At 64.1% G+C, this 19,458-nt stretch carries 14 protein-coding genes; 6 read left to right on the top strand and 8 right to left on the bottom strand.

Annotated elements, in window-relative coordinates; genetic code table 11:
* Positions 1 to 77: 77 nt before the first annotated feature.
* From C8K18_RS24155 to C8K18_RS24145, 3 genes are all read right to left on the bottom strand, one after another.
* Positions 78 to 1,808: a bifunctional diguanylate cyclase/phosphodiesterase gene (locus C8K18_RS24155; protein ID WP_107710247.1), complete on the bottom strand. Its 1,731-nt coding sequence runs from the start codon at positions 1,806 to 1,808 to the stop codon at positions 78 to 80.
* Positions 1,809 to 1,829: 21 nt separating this feature from the next.
* Positions 1,830 to 2,330 (bottom strand): GAF domain-containing protein, encoded by a 501-nt coding sequence (locus tag C8K18_RS24150; RefSeq protein WP_107710249.1) that lies wholly within the window; start codon positions 2,328 to 2,330, stop codon positions 1,830 to 1,832.
* An 87-nt stretch (positions 2,331 to 2,417) separates the two neighbouring features.
* Entirely contained in the window at positions 2,418 to 2,843 is a 426-nt protein-coding gene (locus C8K18_RS24145) for a molybdopterin-binding protein (RefSeq protein WP_107710251.1), read from the bottom strand.
* A gap of 204 nt (positions 2,844 to 3,047) precedes the next feature.
* Between C8K18_RS24145 and C8K18_RS24140 the strand changes: the two genes are divergently transcribed.
* A complete protein-coding gene (locus C8K18_RS24140) occupies positions 3,048 to 4,724 on the top strand; it encodes an SH3 domain-containing C40 family peptidase (RefSeq protein ID WP_107710253.1) in 1,677 nt (558 codons plus the stop codon).
* 189 nt (positions 4,725 to 4,913) lie between these two features.
* The gene (locus C8K18_RS24135; RefSeq protein ID WP_006048344.1) at positions 4,914 to 5,378 is read left to right on the top strand and encodes a VOC family protein; all 465 of its coding nucleotides are present in this window, start codon (positions 4,914 to 4,916) and stop codon (positions 5,376 to 5,378) included.
* Between the two features lie 192 nt (positions 5,379 to 5,570).
* Here C8K18_RS24135 and C8K18_RS24130 read toward each other — a convergent pair whose 3' ends face one another.
* Positions 5,571 to 6,488 carry a recombination-associated protein RdgC gene (locus tag C8K18_RS24130; RefSeq protein WP_029969958.1) on the bottom strand — a complete coding sequence of 306 codons (918 nt, stop codon included), beginning with the start codon at positions 6,486 to 6,488 and terminating at the stop codon, positions 5,571 to 5,573.
* A 249-nt stretch (positions 6,489 to 6,737) separates the two neighbouring features.
* Between C8K18_RS24130 and C8K18_RS24125 the strand changes: the two genes are divergently transcribed.
* On the top strand, positions 6,738 to 7,070 hold the full coding sequence (locus tag C8K18_RS24125) for a hypothetical protein (RefSeq protein ID WP_006048346.1): 333 nt from the start codon (positions 6,738 to 6,740) through the stop codon (positions 7,068 to 7,070).
* A gap of 147 nt (positions 7,071 to 7,217) precedes the next feature.
* Here C8K18_RS24125 and msbA read toward each other — a convergent pair whose 3' ends face one another.
* Complete coding sequence (msbA, locus tag C8K18_RS24120; RefSeq protein WP_006048347.1) at positions 7,218 to 9,011, bottom strand: lipid A export permease/ATP-binding protein MsbA; 1,794 nt, start codon at positions 9,009 to 9,011, stop codon at positions 7,218 to 7,220.
* 237 nt (positions 9,012 to 9,248) lie between these two features.
* Between msbA and C8K18_RS24115 the strand changes: the two genes are divergently transcribed.
* A complete protein-coding gene (locus C8K18_RS24115; protein WP_006048348.1) occupies positions 9,249 to 10,034 on the top strand; it encodes a glycosyltransferase family 2 protein in 786 nt (261 codons plus the stop codon).
* A 13-nt stretch (positions 10,035 to 10,047) separates the two neighbouring features.
* Here the strand turns inward: C8K18_RS24115 and dnaE are convergent, their stop codons facing one another.
* Complete coding sequence (gene dnaE, locus C8K18_RS24110) at positions 10,048 to 13,638, bottom strand: DNA polymerase III subunit alpha (protein ID WP_006048349.1); 3,591 nt, start codon at positions 13,636 to 13,638, stop codon at positions 10,048 to 10,050.
* A gap of 402 nt (positions 13,639 to 14,040) precedes the next feature.
* Between dnaE and C8K18_RS24105 the strand changes: the two genes are divergently transcribed.
* Both C8K18_RS24105 and gluQRS read left to right on the top strand, forming a co-directional pair.
* Positions 14,041 to 14,904 carry a sulfurtransferase gene (locus tag C8K18_RS24105; RefSeq protein ID WP_107710319.1) on the top strand — a complete coding sequence of 288 codons (864 nt, stop codon included), beginning with the start codon at positions 14,041 to 14,043 and terminating at the stop codon, positions 14,902 to 14,904.
* Between the two features lie 74 nt (positions 14,905 to 14,978).
* Positions 14,979 to 15,878: a tRNA glutamyl-Q(34) synthetase GluQRS gene (gene gluQRS / locus C8K18_RS24100; protein ID WP_107710255.1), complete on the top strand. Its 900-nt coding sequence runs from the start codon at positions 14,979 to 14,981 to the stop codon at positions 15,876 to 15,878.
* Positions 15,879 to 16,010: 132 nt separating this feature from the next.
* Here gluQRS and C8K18_RS24095 read toward each other — a convergent pair whose 3' ends face one another.
* Together C8K18_RS24095 and C8K18_RS24085 are read right to left on the bottom strand one after the other, a co-directional pair.
* Positions 16,011 to 17,492 (bottom strand): DEAD/DEAH box helicase, encoded by a 1,482-nt coding sequence (locus tag C8K18_RS24095; protein ID WP_006048352.1) that lies wholly within the window; start codon positions 17,490 to 17,492, stop codon positions 16,011 to 16,013.
* 510 nt (positions 17,493 to 18,002) lie between these two features.
* Positions 18,003 to 19,439 carry an aldehyde dehydrogenase family protein gene (locus C8K18_RS24085; RefSeq protein ID WP_107710257.1) on the bottom strand — a complete coding sequence of 479 codons (1,437 nt, stop codon included), beginning with the start codon at positions 19,437 to 19,439 and terminating at the stop codon, positions 18,003 to 18,005.
* Between the last annotated feature and the right edge of the window lie 19 nt (positions 19,440 to 19,458).

Here is a 19,458-nt window from a genome sequence, read left to right as displayed (position 1 = left end):
TTTATACTACCCTTGCGATTCCCACCTGGCATGAATTTTTGCAGACGTTTCCGACTTGGCGGCGCTTGAACGCGGTTCTACGGCCCGAGCAAATTCCGCAGTCCCGATGCCGTCACCGGTCGCGAAAACCAGAAGCCTTGCGCCTCGTCGCAACCGAGCGCCTGCAATTGCGCCGCCTGCTCCGGTGTTTCGACGCCTTCGGCCGTGACGCGCAGCTCGAGCGCATGCGCCATCGCGATGATCGCGCCGACCAGCGCAAGACTTTGCGGATCGTTGCCCATGCGCGCGACGAACGAGCGGTCTATCTTCAGGCGGTTCAACGGAAAACGCGTCAAATACGCGAGGCTGGAATAGCCCGTGCCGAAGTCGTCGACGGCAATTTCGACGCCGAGTTCGCGTAATGCGTGCAAGGTTTCCAGCGCCTGGTCCACATCGCCGAGCAACGCGCCTTCGGTGATCTCCACTTCCAGGTAAGACGGATCGAGCGCGGCCTGGTCGAGCGCGTCGCGAATCGTGTCGAACAGGTCCGGCCGCCGGAACTGCTGCGGCGACACGTTGACCGCCACGCGCGGCAAGTTGCCGGTCAGCCGCAGCAGCCTGCCCGCTTCGCGGCACGCGGTGCGGATCACCCACTCGCCGATCTGCTCGATCAAGCCGGACTCTTCGGCGACCGGCACGAATTCCGCGGGGCTGATCATGCCCCGCTGCGGATGATTCCAGCGCAGCAGCGTTTCGACTTGCGCGATGCGTCCGTTGGCGAGCGTCACCTGCGGCTGATACACGAGATGCAATTGCCGGCGCTCCAACGCTTCGCGCAGCATCGTCTCGATCTGGAAGCGGCGCGCGGCCTGTCCTTCGAGCGCCGTCGAAAAACGCCGGACCGCATTGCCGTTCACCGCCGACGCCGCCGACAGCGCAACGCCCGCGCGCCGCATGAGCGTGGCCGCGTCGCCGCCGTCGTCCGGATACGCGGCGATGCCGATGCTCGCCGCGATGTTGAGCGCCGTGCCGCCATAGTCGATCGGCTCGGCGATGCGCGCGAGCGCCTCCGCGGCGAATGCGTCGGCGGCGGCGCCGGTTTCGTTGATCAGCAGCGCGAACTGCGTGCCGCCGATCGACGCAATCGTGCCGTCGTTCGGAAAAAGTCCGCGCAAGCGTTCGCCGACAATCTGCAGCACCAGTTCGGCCGCATGCAGGCCGAGCGCGTCGCGGAGCTTGCGCAGATGATCGAGTTCGGCGATCAGCACGGTAAAGGATGTTTGGCTGCGTGCGCAGCGCGAGATCGTCAGTTCGAGGCGTTCGGTAAAGAGCGTCTGATTCGGAAGACGCGTGACGCCGTCGTGATGCGAGACGTACCAGAGGCGCGCTTCGGACTGCGCATAGCGCGTCATGTCGACGACCACGCCGACGTAACGCGCGTCGGACGCGTGGCACGCTGACGCGTCGGACGCCGGCGGCAGCGGCGACAGCGCGAGCACGACGCGCACCGATGTGCCGCTGCGTCGCAGGTACGTCCATTCACCCTCGTAGCGAGCGCCGATGTCCGCGAGCAACGGCAGTTCGGCGCGGCGTCTCGCGAGTTCGGCGGGATCGTGCAGCGATTCGAAGCTGCGCCGGCCGATCAGTTCGTCGGCGCTCCATCCGGTCAGCTTTTCTAGCGCCGCGTTGACGAACTGAAAGGTGCCGCGCTCGTCGCAAATGAACATGCCGAAGGGAGCGGCGGTTAGTGCGGCGGCTAGTGCCGAGGCCGGCGCTTCATCTGCAAGACGCGACTCAGCTTGCGTCCCGCCGGCGTGGGTCGTGTTCAAAACGCGGTGTCTGTGCGGTGACTACGACGCGCGCGGCAATGCCGCTTCGATGAACACCGCGCACAGCGCCTCCATGCCCTTCGCGTCTTCTTCGTCGAAGCGCGCGAGGACCGGACTATCGACGTCCCATACGCCGATCAGCGTGCCGTCGGGCGCAACGAGTGGCACGACAACTTCCGATTGCGACGCCGAATCGCACGCGATGTGGCCGGGGAATTCGTGGACGTCGCGCACGACCTGCGTCTCGCGCGTTTGCGCGGCCGTGCCGCAGACGCCTTTGCCGAGCGCAATGCGCACGCACGCCGGCTTGCCCTGGAAAGGCCCGACCACCAGCTCGCGGCCGTCATGAAAGTAAAAGCCGGCCCAGTTCAGATCGCTCAACGAATGGAACACGAACGACGAGAAGTTCGCGGCGTTGGCGATCCAGTCGGTTTCGCCGGCGAGAAGCGCGCGCGCCTGCGCGACGAGTTCTTCGTATTGCGCGGCCTTGGGCAAGTGCGATGCGGAGGAGACTTCGAACATGACGGGTCCGTGATGAAGGCGGGAAACGATGCAACGTGGCGCTCCAGTGTAAAGCAAGCAGCTTGCTCGATCACTGGAACGCGGCCACTACGACTCGACGCCGACGATCACGCTCGACGCCTTGAAGATGGCCGTCGCCGCCTGGCCGACCGCGAGGCCGAGGCGCTCGACGCTCTCGTTGGTCACGATCGCGGCGATCTGCGCGCTGCCCGCGCCGATCGTCACTTCGGAATTCACCGCGCCGGTCGTCACGGCGGTCACCGTGCCCGCGATGCAATTGCGCGCCGACACCTGATCCTTCGATACGTCGACCATCACGATCACCGACGATGCCTTCACCAGCGCAAACGCCTGCTTGCCCGCGGCGAGCCCAAGCGTTTTAGCGCTGCCGTGCGTGATGATGGCGACGATGTCGAGGCCGTCGACGGTTCGCAGCGTGACCTCGTCGTTGACTGCGCCGTGCGTGAGCTGAACTACTTCGCCTTCGAACTGATTGCGTGCGCTCGTTTTCATGTTGGGCTCCTTTGGAGTTTGGGAAGCGCTGATGTGTTGCTTTGGCTGGCGGTCAAGTGTAATGGAAGGCGCAACGCCGTATCATCGTGCCCTTGCAGTCTCCCTTGCACTCTCTTTGCCGAACTCATGTCTTTAGCCGTTCCTTTTCGCGTTGCGCGCGTTGTTTATTTTGGGCGCGTTGTTTATGTTGTGAGCGCTGTTCGCATGGTCCGCGTTGTCCGCATTGCGCACGCGTTGCCGCATGCCTGGCGCCGTGTGGCGTCGTTCATGGCGCTCGCTTCGCTCGCGGCTCTGGCCGCTTGCAGCAATCCGTCCCAGACCCATGACGCGCGCGTTGCCGCCGATAACCTCACGCTCTTTCCGCTCGCCGCCTACGACCAGAACGTCGATCACTGGCTCGAGCCCGACAGCGCCGGCTACGACAAGCCGTTCCTGAGCCCCGCCGATCAGCAGGCGCATTTCCAGGCGCTTTACGCCCGCTACTTCGGCACCGGGACGAGCGCGCCGTCGCCGTGGAATTCCGCGTATGTGACGATGCGCGTCTACCGTCAGGAAGGCGCGGATGTCGCCGCGCTGCAGCAGCGCCGCATCGCCCGCTTCGACAATACCGGCAAGAGCGGCGCGGGCATCGGCTATGGCGAGAACTTTCGTCCGCACGACAAGGCGTGGATCGACGCCATCGCGCGCAATATGAACGTCGCGCAATTCACCGAGGCGCCGGTCTACCAGCCGGCGCGGCGCGCGATCGCGACCACCAATCTGATGGTGCGCGAACTGCCGACGACCGATCCGTCGTTCTACGATCACCGTCTGGCCGGCGAAGGCTATCCGTTCGACAACCTGCAAATCTCCGCCGTGCGGCCGGGCACGCCGCTGTATGTGCTCGGTATGAGCGTCGACGGCGCATGGCATTACGTGCAGACGCCCGATGTGCAAGGCTGGGTGCGCAGCGACGGCGTCGGCATGGCGAGCGAGCGTTTCGTCGATAGCTGGCGCGCCGCGAGTGCGAAATCGCTCGGTGCGGTGATCGGTGCTTTTACGCCGGTGCGCGATAGCCGCGGCGTGTTCCGCTTCGAGGCGCCCGCAGGCACGCTGCTGCCGTTGGTGGCGGCGTCGGCGGATCGTGCGGTGCGGGGGAAGATGCGGGCTTCCGCGCCAGCGTCCGATGTGAGTTCGAACGACAATGAGACGGGCATGGACGCCAATGCCGCGCCTCCACCGCCGACGCCTCGCACAGTCCTCGTGCCCGCGCGCGGCGCGGAAGGCGAGGCGTTGATCCGCACGGCCGAACTCGACGACACGCAGATTGCGCCGATGCCGCTCGCCGCCACGCCGCGCCATCTCGCGACGCTGATGAAAGCGCTGATCGGCCGGCCTTATGGCTGGGGCAACAGCGGACTCTACAACGATTGTTCGTCGGAACTGCAAAGCATCTTCGCGACCTTTGGCGTGTGGCTGCCGCGCCATTCGTCCACGCAGATGAGCGCCGGGCGCATGATCGACCTGTCCGCGTCGACACCCGCGCAACGCCTCGATTATCTGGCCGCGCATGGCGTGCCGCTGCGCACGCTGATCTACATCGGCGGGCATGTGATGCTTTACATCGGCAATACGACTCGCAACGGCGTCACCGTGCCGGTGGTTTATCAGGACATCTGGGGATTGCGTCCGTCCGACAACAGCCGGCGCGCGGTGATCGGCGGCTCGGTGATTCTGCCGCTCCTCGAGCACATTCCCGAGGACGCAACGCTGCAATCGCTCGCGGGCACGCCGACGTTCCAGATCAGCATACTCGGTGCGCCGACCGGCGCGACTGCGCCTTCGCCAGGGTCCGCGCCGACGCCCGCCGCACCGGCTGATGAGGACAATCCGGCGGGCTAACGTCGTCTAACGATCCGTAGGACTAATAGCCGGGGCGCAGACGTGCGCACGTGCGTACGTGCGTACGTGCGCGAAATATTTTTTTCGGAGTGTCGATTCGGTGGCGACCCGTTCGTCGTAACGTTGAAAGGCTCGCTGAAACAGTCGGACTTTCAATCCACGAACCAGTTACTTCAAGGAGTCGCCGTCATGAGCAGCCCCGCTGTCAAACCGATCCCGGACGGGATGCACTCGCTCACGCCGTATCTGATTTGCGCCAACGCCGCCGAAGCCATCGCGTTTTATACAAAAGCCTTCAACGCCGTCGAGCAGTTCCGCTTGCCAGGGCCGGGCGGCAAGGTGATGCACGCGTGCCTGAAAATCGGCGATTCGATGCTGATGCTCACCGACGAATGGCCGGAGCACCAGGCGTTCGGCCCGAATCATCTGCAAGGCACGCCGGTGACGATTCACCACTATGTCGAAGATGTCGACGCAAGTTTTCAGCAAGCTGTCAATGCCGGCGCGACCGTGAAGATGCCGGTCACCGACATGTTCTGGGGCGACCGCTACGGCCAGTTGAAAGACCCGTTCGGGCATAGCTGGTCGCTGGCCACGCACAAGCGCGATCTGAGCAAGGAAGAGATCGAGCAGGCGATGGCGGCAATGAAGTAACGTCTTTTGCCGTTTGGCGACGATGGTCGGTGTGGGCCGTTATAAAGCCGGGCGCGCGCAAGCGTGCCCAACTTCGATGTCTCTGCAAAAACGGCCAGCGCGTCAATGAGTTGCGGAGATTGCGGGGTAGTTATGCACAGCCTTGCAAACAGAAACTGTGGGTAACTTTCCCCGCTGCAAACCACCCCTCTCTCAAGCCGCCCGCGCCATCGCATCGCCCTCTTCACCACCCAACGCATCGACGAGATCGCCCAGCATGCGCTCGAGTTCCGCGGTCATCAGCGTGAAGTCGGAATCGAACAGCTCGTCGTCGCCTTGAGCGGTTGGGTCGCTCGCCTCCTTCAGCACGTCGAGCGGTGCAATGCGCTTGATCGTCAGCGAAGGCGTCAGCACGAACGACACGCGGTCCTTCCACGTCATCGCGAGCCGCATGCATTGCTTGCCCGCTTCGATGTGACGGCGCATATCTTCCGCGTCCAACGTATGGCCGACGTAACGGACCGTCGCGTTGCCTTCGGTCGGCGAGCGCAGTTCGGTATCCTGATCGACGGTGAAGCCGCTCGGCCCCTCACCGGAAAGCAGCCACTCGGTCATGGCCGCGACCGGCGATTGCGTGACGCGCACCGTGCCGAGCGGCAACTGATCAATCGACTTCACCAGCAGGCCGCGCACTTCGTCGGCGACCGTCTGTGACGCCGCGTCGATCACCAGCCAGCCGTTGCGGCAATCGATCCACACGCGCGTATCGCGGCGAATGCTAAAGGCGCGCGGCAGCAGTTCGTCGGTGACCTGCTCCTTGAGTTCGCGCATCTGCTTGCGGCCAGGTTTGAAGCCCTGCTGCTCTTCGAGTTCGGCGGCACGCGCTTTCGTCACTTGCGTGACGACCGAAGCCGGCAGCAGCTTCTTCTCCGTGCGGAACGTGAGCAGCAACTGGCCGTTCAGCGCATAAACGAGCGAGTCGTTATCGCGCGGCGACGCCCAGCCGTGGCTTTGCATTTCGACGCTATTGCCGGGCGCGAACGCGTGCGGCGCGAGCCACTTTTCCATTTGTTCCGCCGTGACGGACCACGGAGCGGGAAGACGGTGAAGCTGTAGGTTTTTGAACCACATAGGCGAGATGTCCGACGGGCAAAGCGCGTCATTCTATATGACGGCGCTGGTCAAGCAACTGTGGTGGCCAATTGGCCGATGTCCGCTCGGGCTTCATGAAAAGTCCGCAATGTGCTGCGTCGGTGGCCATTCGACTGAGGCGCGGTCAAGCCGTAATCGTTTAATGGTTTTGCCGTAGTCGTCGAGGCCCGCGCTTCGCCGCTAAATCGCCTAGACTTTCCGATATGCGCGACGAAGACGGAGGCGGCCATGGCCGACGAAACCGCACCTTGGCAAATGGTCGAATACGAGGGCTTCGAGATTCACGTGGCGCTCATGCCAAAGAATGAGCCGGACGAAGGCAACGCGTCGTACGCGCCGCCGAATGAGGCGAATAACCGCTACACGTATGTCGGCTACGTCTGTCATCCGGGCGCGGACCCGTCGATTCCCGGTCACGCGGTCCCGTTTCATGCGGACGGCGAGGAAAGCTTCGCCAGCAAGGACGACGCGCTGTACGAAGGCGTGCACGTGGGGCGGAGCATTGTCGATGGCACGCACCCGGATTTGACCGTGCTGCCGCTGGTCACGGGCGGTGTTTGAGCGTCTGTCGTCAATCACCCGGCAACGGCACGCCGACCGGCACTAGCAAGCCAGCGTTGCCATCTTCCAGCAAGTCCCGCGGCGCGGTCGGACAACCAGAACCGTGGAACGGAGACGCCGCTGGCAGGCGACGCAACTGCCGGACACTTATGCCGCACTCTGCTGAAACTGAATCCGATGCAGATGCGCGTACAACCCGTTCTGTGCCAGCAGTTCCCGATGACTGCCGCACTCGACGATATGCCCCGCCTCCATCACGAGGATGCGGTTCGCGCGCTCGATGGTGGACAGCCGGTGCGCGATGACGAGCGTGGTGCGGCCTTTCATCAGCGTTTCGAGCGCGGCCTGCACGTGGCGCTCTGACTCGGAATCCAGCGCCGACGTGGCTTCGTCGAGAATCAGGATCGGCGCGTCCTTGTAGATGGCGCGCGCGATCGCGAGACGCTGGCGCTGGCCGCCGGACAGCATCATGCCGTTGTCGCCGACGAGCGTGTCGATGCCGTTGGGCATCGCGTCGACCGTGTCCCACAGGTTGGCCGCGCGTAGCGCCGCGGTCACCCTGTCGCGATCGGCTGTCTGGCCGTAAGCGACGTTGTTGGCCACCGTGTCGTTGAAGAGCACGACGTCCTGGCTCACCATCGCGATCTGGCTGCGCAGCGCGTGCAGGTCGTATTCGGGAAGCGCGACGCCGTCGACGAGAATCTCGCCGCCGGTCGGATCGAAAAAGCGCGGCAGCAGGTTCACCAGCGTGGTCTTGCCGCTGCCCGACGGACCCGCGAGCGCGACCATTTCACCCGGCGCCACCTTGAACGAAACCTTGTCCAGCGTGTGGCGATTGTGCGTCGCGTTGGCGCTGTACATGAACGAGACGTCGCGGAACTCCACTTCGCCGCGCGCGCGCTCGAGCGGCTTGCCGCCGCCCGCTGGCTCCGCCGGTTCGTCGATCAGGCCGAAGATCAGCTCGGCCGCCGTCATGCCCCGCTGCAGCGGCTGGTTCACATCCATCAGATGCTTGAGCGGCGAGATGATCAGCAGCATTGACGTGACGAAGGCGACGAAGCCGCCGACCGTGGTCTGATCCGACGACGACTGCACCACCGCGATCGTGATCACGACGGCAAGCGCGATGGACGCGAGGAACTGCGTCAGCGGTTGGGCGAGGCCGCCCGAGACCGTCATGCGCATCGCGTAGCCGCGCAGACGCTTGCTCATCGACGAGAAGCGGTCCATCTCGTACTTCTCGCCGTTATGAACCTTGACGACCTTGTAGCCGCCCACGGTTTCCTCGACGATGTAGGACAGCTCGTTGGTCAGCAGTTGATGCTCGCGGTTCAGCCGCCGCAGCCGGCGATTGATCTTGCCGACTAGCCAGCCGATGCCCGGCAGCAGCACCGCGACGATCAGCGTGAGCCGCCAGTTCAGATAGAACAGATAGCCGAGCAGGAAGACGACCGTGAGCGAGTCGCGCACCAGCGTGACCAACACGCTCAACAGCACGTTGAGAATCTGGTTGACCTCGAAGACGATCGCGTTGATCACCGTGCTCGCGGTTTCGCGCTGAAAAAACGCGACGCTCGTGTGAATCATGCGGTCGAACATGCGCAGCCGCAGTTCGAGCAGGATCTTGTTGGAGACGTATGCGAGCAGATAACCGGACGCATATTGCGACACGCCTCGAATCAGCGCGAGGCCGATCACGGCGACGGGCACGAACCATTTCGCGTTATCGCTTGCATGCGCGCCGAAACCTTTGTCGAGCAGCGGCTTGAGCAACGCGGGAATGGCGGCGTCGGTGGCGGCGCTTGCGGCCATCGCGATAATGGCCCCGATGATCACCCACAAGAGCGGCTTGACGAACGGCCACAGGCGCCGGAAAACGACGGCGGGCGACGACGCTTCGCCTTCACCGATGGGTTTGCTTAACGTTGGCTTCGCGCTCAAGGAATCCTCTGGGAATGCGGAACGAGATTCGCGCCGGCGACCGGCTGCCCGCGGCGCGAAGATCGAAAAGCAGCATTGTAAACGGTTGGTGTGGACGCTCGGCCGACGTTTTTGGGGGGTTGCGCCGCTTGCCGAAGCATCGTATTGCCCGGGTATACTTGCGCGGCCCGTTGCGCCTCACCGCGCGATCCCTTGCGTCGCTCCGCCTTCACGCCACTCGCCATCACCACTTCAGGTATGCAAGAAACTACCCTCGGCGTCGCCATCATCACTAAAAACGCGGCGGCGCGGCTCGCCGAATGCCTGCGGTCCGTGGCCTTTGCGGACCAGATTGTCGTGATCGACGGCGGCAGCGTCGACGGCACTGCCGACATTGCCCGCGCGCACGGCGCCCAGGTGATCGAACAGACCGACTGGCCAGGCTTCGGCCCGCAAAAGAACCGCGCGGTGAACGCGCTCAACACCGCCTGGATTCTCTCGCTCGACGCCGACGAGATCGTTTCGCCGGAGCTTGCCGCGTCGATCCGCGCGGCGCTCGCGGCACCCGCCGCCGACGTCTATGCGGTAGACCGTTTGTCGAGTTTTTGCGGGCACTGGATTCATCACAGCGGCTGGTATCCGGACTGGATTCCGCGCCTCTTCAAGCGCGGCGCCGCGCGTTTCTCGGACGACCTCGTTCACGAACGGCTTGTCTTCGACACGCCCGCGCAACGCCTCACCGGCAAGCTGATGCACTACTCGTACGAGGACTTCGAGTCCGTGCTGCGCAAACTCGATGCCTATTCGAGCGCCGGCGCGCTGCAGCGTCATGCGGCGGGCCAGCGCGGCAGCTTCGGCAAGGCGCTTGGCCGCGGCGCGTGGGCCTTTGTGCGGACTTACCTGTTGCGCCGAGGCTTTCTGGACGGCCGCGCCGGCTTCATGATCGCGATGTTCAACGCGGAGACGGTGTACTACCGGTTTCTGAAGCTTGCGCGACTCGGGGAAGCGTCGCGCTCGAAGCCGGGCTCACAGCAACGCCCGTAGCAGCGACACACCCTTAATACACAATCTCGATCGCGCTGCCGGCGAACTGGCCGCGCAGATCGGCCAGCAATTCGTCGGTCGGCTTCACGCGCCAGGCGTCGCCAAGACGCATTTCGCCCTCGGCATTCTCGCTTCGATACACGATCTGAACCGCGAGCCCGTTCGGGATTTGCACCGGCTGACGCTGGCGTCCGTTGTCGCCGCCGTAGCCGCCACCGAAGCCGCCGCTACCGCCATTGCGCCCGCCGCCGTTGCCGCGCGCCGAAGCCGCGGGTGCCGGCGCCGCCTGCGGCTCATCCTTGCCCGCGCTATGCGCTTCGAGCACGCGCCGCAGCGCCAGCGCGTCGGCGTTGCCGTTCATCTTCACTTTCACGGCCTCTGCGTAACGGCAGCGTGCGCGGCCGAGGTCCATGACCGTATCCACCGTGAAGCGGATGCCGCCCGTGAACGCGTCGTTGCGCGCCTGGCCCTGCACGACCAGCAACTCGTCTTCCTTGAAGAGTTGCTTGTTCGCCTCGAAAGTCTCGTTGAACACCGTCACTTCGCATTGACCGGTGCCGTCGTCGAGCAGCGCGATCAGCATCTTGCCGCGCTGGGTCATCTGCGTGCGCAGCGACGCGATGATGCCCGCGACCAGCTTGTCGCGTCCTTCTTTCAATTCGCCGATCTTCTGACGCACGAAGCGCCGCACTTCGTCCTTGTAGGCGTCGAACAGATGGCCCGACAGATAAAAGCCGAGTGCGGCCTTCTCTTCCTGGAGCTTCTTCTTTTCCGGCCACTCGGGTTCGTCGACGAGTTCGTGGCCTTGCGACGGCGCATCGCCCATATCGAACAAACCGGCCTGCAACGCATTCGCGCTCGCCTGCTCGGCGGCTTCCATCGCGAGCGAAACGGACGCGATGAGTTGCGCGCGATTCTGATGCAGAGTATCGAACGCGCCGGCGCGAATCAGCGCTTCGACCGTGCGGCGATTAACCACGCGACGGTCGATCCGGTTGCAGAAATCGAAGATGTCGATAAACGGACCGTCTTCGCGCGCACGCAAAATTTCTTCGATCGCATTCTGCCCGCTGCCCTTGATTGCGCCCAGGCCGTAGCGGATGGTTTTCGAGCGCTTGCCGTCAGGCTCCGCAACCGGCTCGAAGCGATACGCCGACAGGTTGATGTCCGGCGGCAGCACCGTCATTTTGTTCGTGATGCAGTCTTCGAACAGGATCTTGACCTTGTCCGTGTCGTCCATCGCGAGCGACATATTCGCCGCCATGAATTCCGCCGGATGATGCGCCTTGAGCCACGCGGTGTAATACGCGAGCAACGCATACGCGGCCGCGTGCGACTTGTTGAAGCCGTAGCCCGCGAACTTCTCCATCAAGTCGAAAATTTCGTCGGCCTTCTCGCCGGTCAGGCCATTCTTCGCGGCGCCCTGGCGGAACAACTCGCGATGCTGGGCCATTTCCTCGGCCTTCTTCTTGCCCATCGCGCGACGCAGCAAGTCCGCGCCGCCGAGCGAGTAACCGCCGATGATCTGCGCCATCTGCATCACCTGCTCCTGGTAGACCATGATGCCGTAGGTCTCTTTCAGAACAGGTTCGACGCGCGGATCCGGATACTCGACGACTTCGCGCCCATGCTTACGCGCGCAGAAGCTCGGGATCAGGTCCATCGGCCCCGGACGATACAACGCGACGAGCGCGATGATGTCTTCGAAACGGTCGGGCTGCGCGTCCTTCAGCATGCCCTGCATGCCGCGGCTTTCCAGCTGGAACACGGCGACCGTATTCGCTTTCTTGAGAATCGAGAACGACGCGGGATCGTCGAGCGGCACTTGCGCGAGCGACCAGTCTTTCTTCGACGGATCGAGACGGCGGATATAGCGCTCGGCCCAGTCGAGAATCGTGAGCGTGGTCAGGCCCAAAAAGTCGAACTTGACGAGGCCGACGGCTTCGACGTCGTCCTTGTCGTACTGGCTCACGACGCCGCTTTCGTCGCCCTGTGTGTACAGCGGACAAAAATCGGTCAGCTTGCCGGGCGCAATCAGCACGCCGCCCGCGTGCATGCCGACGTTACGGGTGAGACCTTCGACGCGTTGCGCGAGCTCGAGCAACTGATGCACCTCGTCTTCGTTGTCGAAGCGCTCCTGCAAGAGCGGCTCTTCCTTCATCGCGTCGGCAATCGTGACGTGCTTGCCCGGCTTGAACGGAATCAGCTTGGCGATGCCGTCCGTGAACATATAGCCGAGATCGAGCACGCGGCCGATGTCGCGCACCGCCGCCTTCGCCGCCATCGTGCCGAAGGTCGCGATCTGCGAGACGGCGTCCGCGCCGTACTTTTCCTTCACGTACTGGATCACGCGGTCGCGGCCGTGCTGGCAGAAGTCGATGTCGAAGTCGGGCATCGACACACGTTCCGGGTTCAGGAAACGTTCGAACAGCAGGTTGTAGCGCAGCGGATCGAGGTCGGTCACGCCGAGCGCGTACGCGACGAGCGAGCCCGCGCCCGAACCCCGGCCCGGCCCCACCGGCACGCCGTTGTTCTTTGCCCAGTTGATGAAGTCCGCGACGATCAGGAAGTAGCCCGGAAAGCCCATCTTGATGATCGTGCCGCACTCGAATTCGAGCCGCTGGTAATACGTGTCGCGCTGCGCGGCGCGCTCGGCTTCATCGGGGTACAACTGCTCGAGACGCTTTTCCAGGCCCTCTTTCGACAGATGCACGAGGTAGTCGTCGAGCGACATGCCGTCGGGCGTCGGAAAGAGCGGCAGTTTCGGCTTGCCGAGTTCGAGTGTGAGATTGCAGCGCTTGGCGATCTCCACCGTATTGGCAAGCGCCGACGGAATGTCCGCGAAGAGCGCGGTCATTTCGTCTTGCGTGCGGAAATACTGCTCGGGCGTAAAGCGCTTCTGACGCCGCGGATTCGCGAGAATGTCGCCTTCGGAAATACACACGCGCGCTTCGTGCGCGGTGAAATCGTCGGGCGTCATGAACTGCATCGGGTGCGTGGCGACCACCGGCAGTTTCAGCGACGCCGCGAGCGCGACCGCCTGCTGCACGTACTGCTCGCCGCCCGGCTGACCGCAGCGCTGCAACTCGATGTAGAAGCCGCCCGGAAACACCTTCGCCCAGTGCAGCGCGTTGCGCTTGGCCGCCTCCTGATTGCCGGCGGCAAGTGCCAAGCCGATGTCGCCCTGCTGCGCGCCCGACAAAGCAAGCAAGCCTTCGCCGAGGCCGGATTCCAACCAGCCGGCCTCGATTTCCGCGCGTCCGCGATACTGGTTCGTGAGCGAAGCCTTGCTTAGCAACTCGCACAGATTCAGATAGCCGCGCCGGTCTTTCACCAGTAGCAACAGGCGCGAAGGCTTGTCGCGGTCGTCGGGATTCGTGATCCAGACGTCGCAGCCGGCAATGGGTTTGACCCCTTTGCCGCGCGCTTCCTTGTAGAAACGAACGAGACCGAACGCGTTGCCGAGGTCGGTGAGAGCGAGCGCGCCCTGACCGTCTTTGGCGGCCGCCTTGACGACGTCGTCAAGACGCACGATGCCGTCGGCGATCGAGAATTCGGAGTGGACGCGGAGATGGACGAAGCGGGGATCTGACATGGGCGACATTGTAACCCCAGCCTCCCGGAGATTTCAGCCGCAAAACCGCGCGTTAGCCATCCGGCCTAAGACGCTGCCGCGAGAGCCGCGGGCGTCGACAGTTTCCAGGCTTTTCTGCGCGTCGCTTTGTTCGCGCGGCGGCATCGTGCGGCGACATACAGGCGCGTAAGTTTGGCCGTGGTTTGCGCTAACGCAAGCGGCTGGCCGTTTGGCCGAATCGGGGAAAGCGCCGGCTTGAGGGATAATATGGGTTTCGCCTATCCGACGTGGCTGCGGCGCAAGGCATTCAAACGCTCTGACGCGTTCGAGTGCATCCAACAGGCTTTCGGGCTCGCGAGGCATGCGCGCCGCCCGCGGTCGCACCGCGCGCCCGCCTGGCCCCACGCCGCCACTTATTACCGCTGGACACCCATGAGTATCGTCAATCTCGCCGCGTATCATTTCGCGACCATCGAAGACACCGCCGCCTGGCGCCCGCACGTCACCGAGCGCTGCAACACGCTCGGCTTGCGCGGCACTATTCTGCTCGCGCCCGAAGGCATCAACCTGTTCGTCGCGGGCACGCGCGAGAACACGGACGCTTTTATCGACTACATCCGTCACGATCCGCTGTTCGAAGGCAAGTTCGCGAACCTGCAGTTCAAGGAAAGCCTGTCGGACAAGCAGCCGTTCACGCGCATGCTCGTCAAGCTCAAGCGCGAAATCATCACGATGAAGAAGCCGGCCATTCGCCCGGAACTCGGCCGCGCGCCATTCGTCGACGCCTCCACGCTGAAGACATGGCTCGACCGCGGTCACGACGACCAGGGCCGTCCCGTCGTCATGCTCGACACGCGTAACGCGTTCGAAGTGGATGTCGGCACCTTCGACAATGCGCTCGACTATCGCATCACCAAGTTCAGCGAATTCCCGGAAGTGATCGAGCAGAATCGCGCGGACCTGGAAGGCAAGACGGTCGTATCGTTCTGCACGGGCGGCATTCGCTGCGAGAAGGCCGCTATCCATATGAAAGAGGTCGGCATCGAGCACGTGTATCAACTCGAAGGCGGCATCCTCAAATATTTCGAGGAAGTGGGCGGCGCGCATTATCACGGCGACTGCTTTGTGTTCGATTACCGCACGGCCCTCAATCCGCAGCTCGAGCCGACCGCGACTGCGCAGTGCTTCGGCTGCCGTGCGGTGGTGACGCCCGAAGAGCAAAAATCGCCGATGTATGTGGCGGGCAAGACGTGCCCGCACTGCCATCCGGACAGCAAGGCGGCTCGCGCGGCTTAGGCGGCTTGGCGCGGCGGCGTTTTTCGCCGGCCGCTTCTCACCGCGCACGGAATCAATCTCCAACGCATCGATTCATGACCTATCGCGGACGCTTCGCGCCCTCGCCTACCGGACCACTGCACTTCGGCTCGCTGGTGAGCGCGCTCGCAAGCTGGCTCGACGCGCGCGCGCATCGCGGCGCATGGCTCGTTCGCGTCGAAGATATTGACGGCCCGCGCACGGTGCCGGGCGCCGCGCAGGACATTCTCGCCACACTCGAGCGCTTCGGCATGCGCGCCGACGAGCCGCCTGCCTGGCAAAGCACCCGCGTCGAGCGTTACAGCCAAGCGCTGGAACAGTTGAAGGCGGACGGCTTCGTCTATCCGTGCGGCTGTACCCGCAAGGAAATCGCCGACTCGCTGCTGCATGCGCATGCGCGCAACACGACGCTCGCCTATCCCGGCACGTGCCGCAACGGCCTGCACGGCAAGCCGGCGCGCGCGTGGCGGCTGCGCGTGCCGGACGGCAATGCGGCTGTCATCACATTCGAAGATCGCTGGCAGGGCAGGCAGACGCAGAATCTCGCCACCGAAGTGGGCGATTTCGTGCTGAGACGCGCGGACGACCAGTGGGCGTATCAATTGGCCGTGGTTGTCGACGACGCCGACGCGGGCATCACGCACATTGTGCGAGGCGCGGATCTGATGGATTCCACGGCGCGGCAGATTTACCTTCAGCAATGCCTCGGCGTGCCGACGCCCCGCTACCTGCATGTACCGGTGGTAACGAACGAGCACGGTGAAAAGCTGAGCAAGCAGAACGGAGCGACCGCGCTCGACTGCGACAAGCCGCTCGAAGCGCTTAACGCGGCGGCAACGCACCTGGGATTGAATCTGGAGGATGGCGGCGCGAGCGGCTCAGTGCACGCCACGCTGGATGATTTCTACGCCGCGGCCACCGCGGCATGGTCGAAGAAAATGCGCTTGGCCGTGTGATATGCGCTTGGCCGTTTCACGGCTAACTAACGCGCCTGGCAATGCGTGCACCGCGGTTAAGCGGCTTGGCGCGAAATCTTGGGACGGTGCGGCTCGGGGCGAGCCCGCACGACGAGCCCGCAACAACCAACCTTACGACGACGACTTCCGCGGCATGCCAAACCCGCCCAGCAACGCCGCGAGCGGCTGCTTCGAAGACGGCTTCTGCGGCGCGGACCCTGCGGCCTCGGCCTCTTCCACCTTGCGAACCGAAGCGGGCGACGGCTCGTAAGGCTTCAGGAAAAAATCGTCCACGGGCTGCGCGCGGTGATGATGCGGCCGGTCGTACGAACCCGACGGCGCACCCGAACGGCGGCGAGCGCCCCGCTCTTCACGACCCTCACGGCCCTCGCGACCTTCGCTGCGCTCACGGCGCGGCGCGCGCTCTTCGTGATGATGACGCACAGGCGTGTCCACGGTCAGACGCAGCACCTCCAGCGGACGCTTGATGAGCTTCTCGATGTCCGCCAGTTGCTTGCGCTCGTTCGGGCTGCACAGCGACAACGCGTCGCCGGAAGCGCCCGCGCGGCCCGTGCGGCCGATACGGTGCACATAGTCTTCCGCGTTGAACGGCAGATCGAAGTTGATCACGGCCGGCAATTCGGCGATGTCCAGACCGCGCGCGGCGACGTCCGTTGCGACCAGCGCCTCGATCTCGCCGCGCTTGAACGCGTCGAGCGCCTGCATACGCTCGTTCTGCGTTCGGTCGCCGTGAATCGCGGTCGCGACCACGCCGTCGCGCTCCAGGCTGCGCGCAAGACGGCTCGCGCCGATCTTGCTGTTGCAGAACACGATCACCTGCTTGAGGCTGCGCTCGCGGATCAACTGGACGACGGCGCCGGTCTTGTCGCCCTCGGCCACTTCATAGACGATCTGCGTGACATTGGTCGCCGTCGAGTTGCTGCGCGCGACTTCGATGGTTTGCGGATCGCGCAGATACGTGGCCGCGAGCTTCTTGATTTCGCCGGAGAATGTGGCCGAAAACAGCAGCGTCTGACGCTCTTTCGGCAGCAGATTCAGAATGCGCTGCAAGTCCGGCAGGAAGCCCATGTCGAGCATCCGGTCGGCTTCGTCGAGCACGAGGATCTGCACCTGACCCAGATTCGCGGTTTTCTGCTGCACGTGATCGAGCAGACGGCCCGGCGTGGCGATCAGAATTTCGACGCCGCGGCGCAACTGCTCTGACTGCGGGTTCATGTCCACGCCGCCGAACACCACGGCGCTGCGCAGCGCCGTGTGCTTCGCATACGACTGGACGTTCGCGGCAACCTGGTCGGCCAGTTCGCGGGTCGGCGTGAGGATCAGCGCGCGCACCGGATGGCGCGCGGGCGACGCGCTCGTGCTTGCCTGCGGCAACAGCCGCTGGATGATCGGCAGCGAAAAACTCGCGGTCTTGCCGGTGCCGGTTTGCGCGGCGCCCATGACGTCGCGGCCTGCCAGCACGACAGGAATGGCCTGCGCCTGAATCGGCGTGGGCGTGGTGTAGCCCGATTCCTTGACTGCTTTCAGGATGTCGGGCGCGAGACCGAATTGGTCAAAAGTCGCAGTGCTGGGCGTGACGGCTGTGTCGGACATGGTGGCTTTCGCTAAAAATGCGCTTGGCGCGTGCGCGCGGCAGCGGTCGGAACCGCAGAAGGCATCAGGATGAAGGCGGAGCCACGGCGTTCCGCACGGACCCGTCGCTATTGCGGGAAAGGATGCGGCCGGCTCCGGCCGGCGGAAATACCCGCCGGAAAGGCCGGTATTGTAGCACTTCAGCAAAAACACTCATGGCGCATGCGCCGGCTTTCTGCTTGTGCGGCGACGGCACGGCGCCGCATCCCGGCGCGCGCCGCCGTGCGCCTCGCCCGGCGAGCGTAGTGCGTTGAAACGACAGTCGCATGACAGAGCGGAAAAGCGGTTTTGCGGGACCGTGCTGCTGTCGTCGCAGCAGGTCCCGGCAGACGCAGCGTCGAGCGACACCTTGGCCGCCGCTATTCGGCCCATTTTGCGGCCGCTACAGGCAATCGCGTGCATTGCCGCTGCGCGCGCCGCCCGTGAATCTCGCCGCCTCGCCAACTCGCGTGCCTCACCAACTCTTATGCCTCACCACGTCTCGCGCATCACCATCAGACGCAGCTCGGTCATGTCCTCGATCGCGTAGCGCACGCCCTCGCGCCCGAGCCCCGAGTCCTTCACGCCGCCATAAGGCATGTTGTCGACGCGGAACGACGGCACGTCGTTGATCACGACGCCGCCCACTTCCAGTTCGTCCCACGCGCGGTGCGCGTGCGCGAGCGAATCGGTGAAGACGCCCGCCTGCAGGCCGAAGTCGCTGTCGTTGACGGTCGCGAGCGCCGCGCCGAAATCGTCGAACCGCTCCAGAATGGCGACCGGCCCGAACGCTTCCTTGCGATACAGGTCGGTGTCGCGCTTCACGCCTTCGAGCAGCGTCGCCTCGAACATCGCGCCTTCCACCTTTCCGCCCGCGACGATTTTCGCTCCCGCCTGCACCGCGCTTTCCATCCAGCCGGCGAGGCGCTTCGATTCGGATTCGGAGATCATCGGCCCGACGAAGGTCTTTTCGTCCTTCGGATCGCCCATCACGAGCGACTTGGTTTTAGCGATCAGCTTCTCGCGCAGCGCGTCGTAGAGGCTCGCGTGCACGAGAATGCGCTGCACGCCGATACAGCTTTGCCCCGACTGATAGAACGCGCCGAACGCGAGCCGGTCGACCACGTAGTCGAGCTTGCCGCCCTGATCGCCGTCGACGATCGCGGCCGCATTGCCGCCCAGTTCGAGAATCACCTTCTTCTTGCCGGCTTTTTTCTTCAGCTCCCAGCCCACCGCCGGCGAGCCGGTGAACGACAGCAGCTTGAAGCGTTCGTCGGTGGTGAAGAGATCGGCGCCGTCGCGATGCGCGGGAAGAATCGAGAACGCGCCCTTCGGCAGGTCCGTTTCCGCAAGAATCTCACCCATGATCAGCGCGCCGACCGGCGTGCGGCTTGCCGGCTTCAGCACGAACGGCACGCCCGCGGCGATGGCCGGCGCGACCTTGTGCGCGGTCAGATTCAGCGGAAAATTGAACGGCGAGATAAACGAGCACGGGCCGATCGGCACGCGCTTTACATAGCCGTGATAGCCGTTCGCGCGCGGCGAAATCTGCAGATTCACGATCTCGCCGTCGATGCGCACGGCTTCCTCGGCCGCGACCTTGAACGTGTCGATTAGCCGCGTGACTTCACCCTTCGAATCGTTGATCGGCTTGCCCGCCTCGATGCACAGCGCGAGCGCCAGTTCGTCGTAACGTTCGCGAAAGCGCTTCACGCAATGTTCGAGCACCGCCTGGCGCTTGAACGGCTGGAACGCGCGCAGCGCGGGCATCGCATCGACCGCGAAGCCGATCGCCTTGTCGATCGCGGCCGCATCGGCCATCGCGACGCGCGTCGCTACTTCGCCGCTGAATTTGTCGGTGACTTCGAGATCCGTATTCGCAGCCACCGCTTCGTTCGCGAGGTAGTACGGGTAGGTCTTGTTCAACATTACGCGTTCTCCTTCCGAT

The organism is Paraburkholderia sp. GV068, from assembly GCF_003058125.1.
GTDB classification, from domain to species: domain Bacteria; phylum Pseudomonadota; class Gammaproteobacteria; order Burkholderiales; family Burkholderiaceae; genus Paraburkholderia; species Paraburkholderia graminis.
This window is presented reverse-complemented; position numbering and strand designations above follow the sequence as displayed.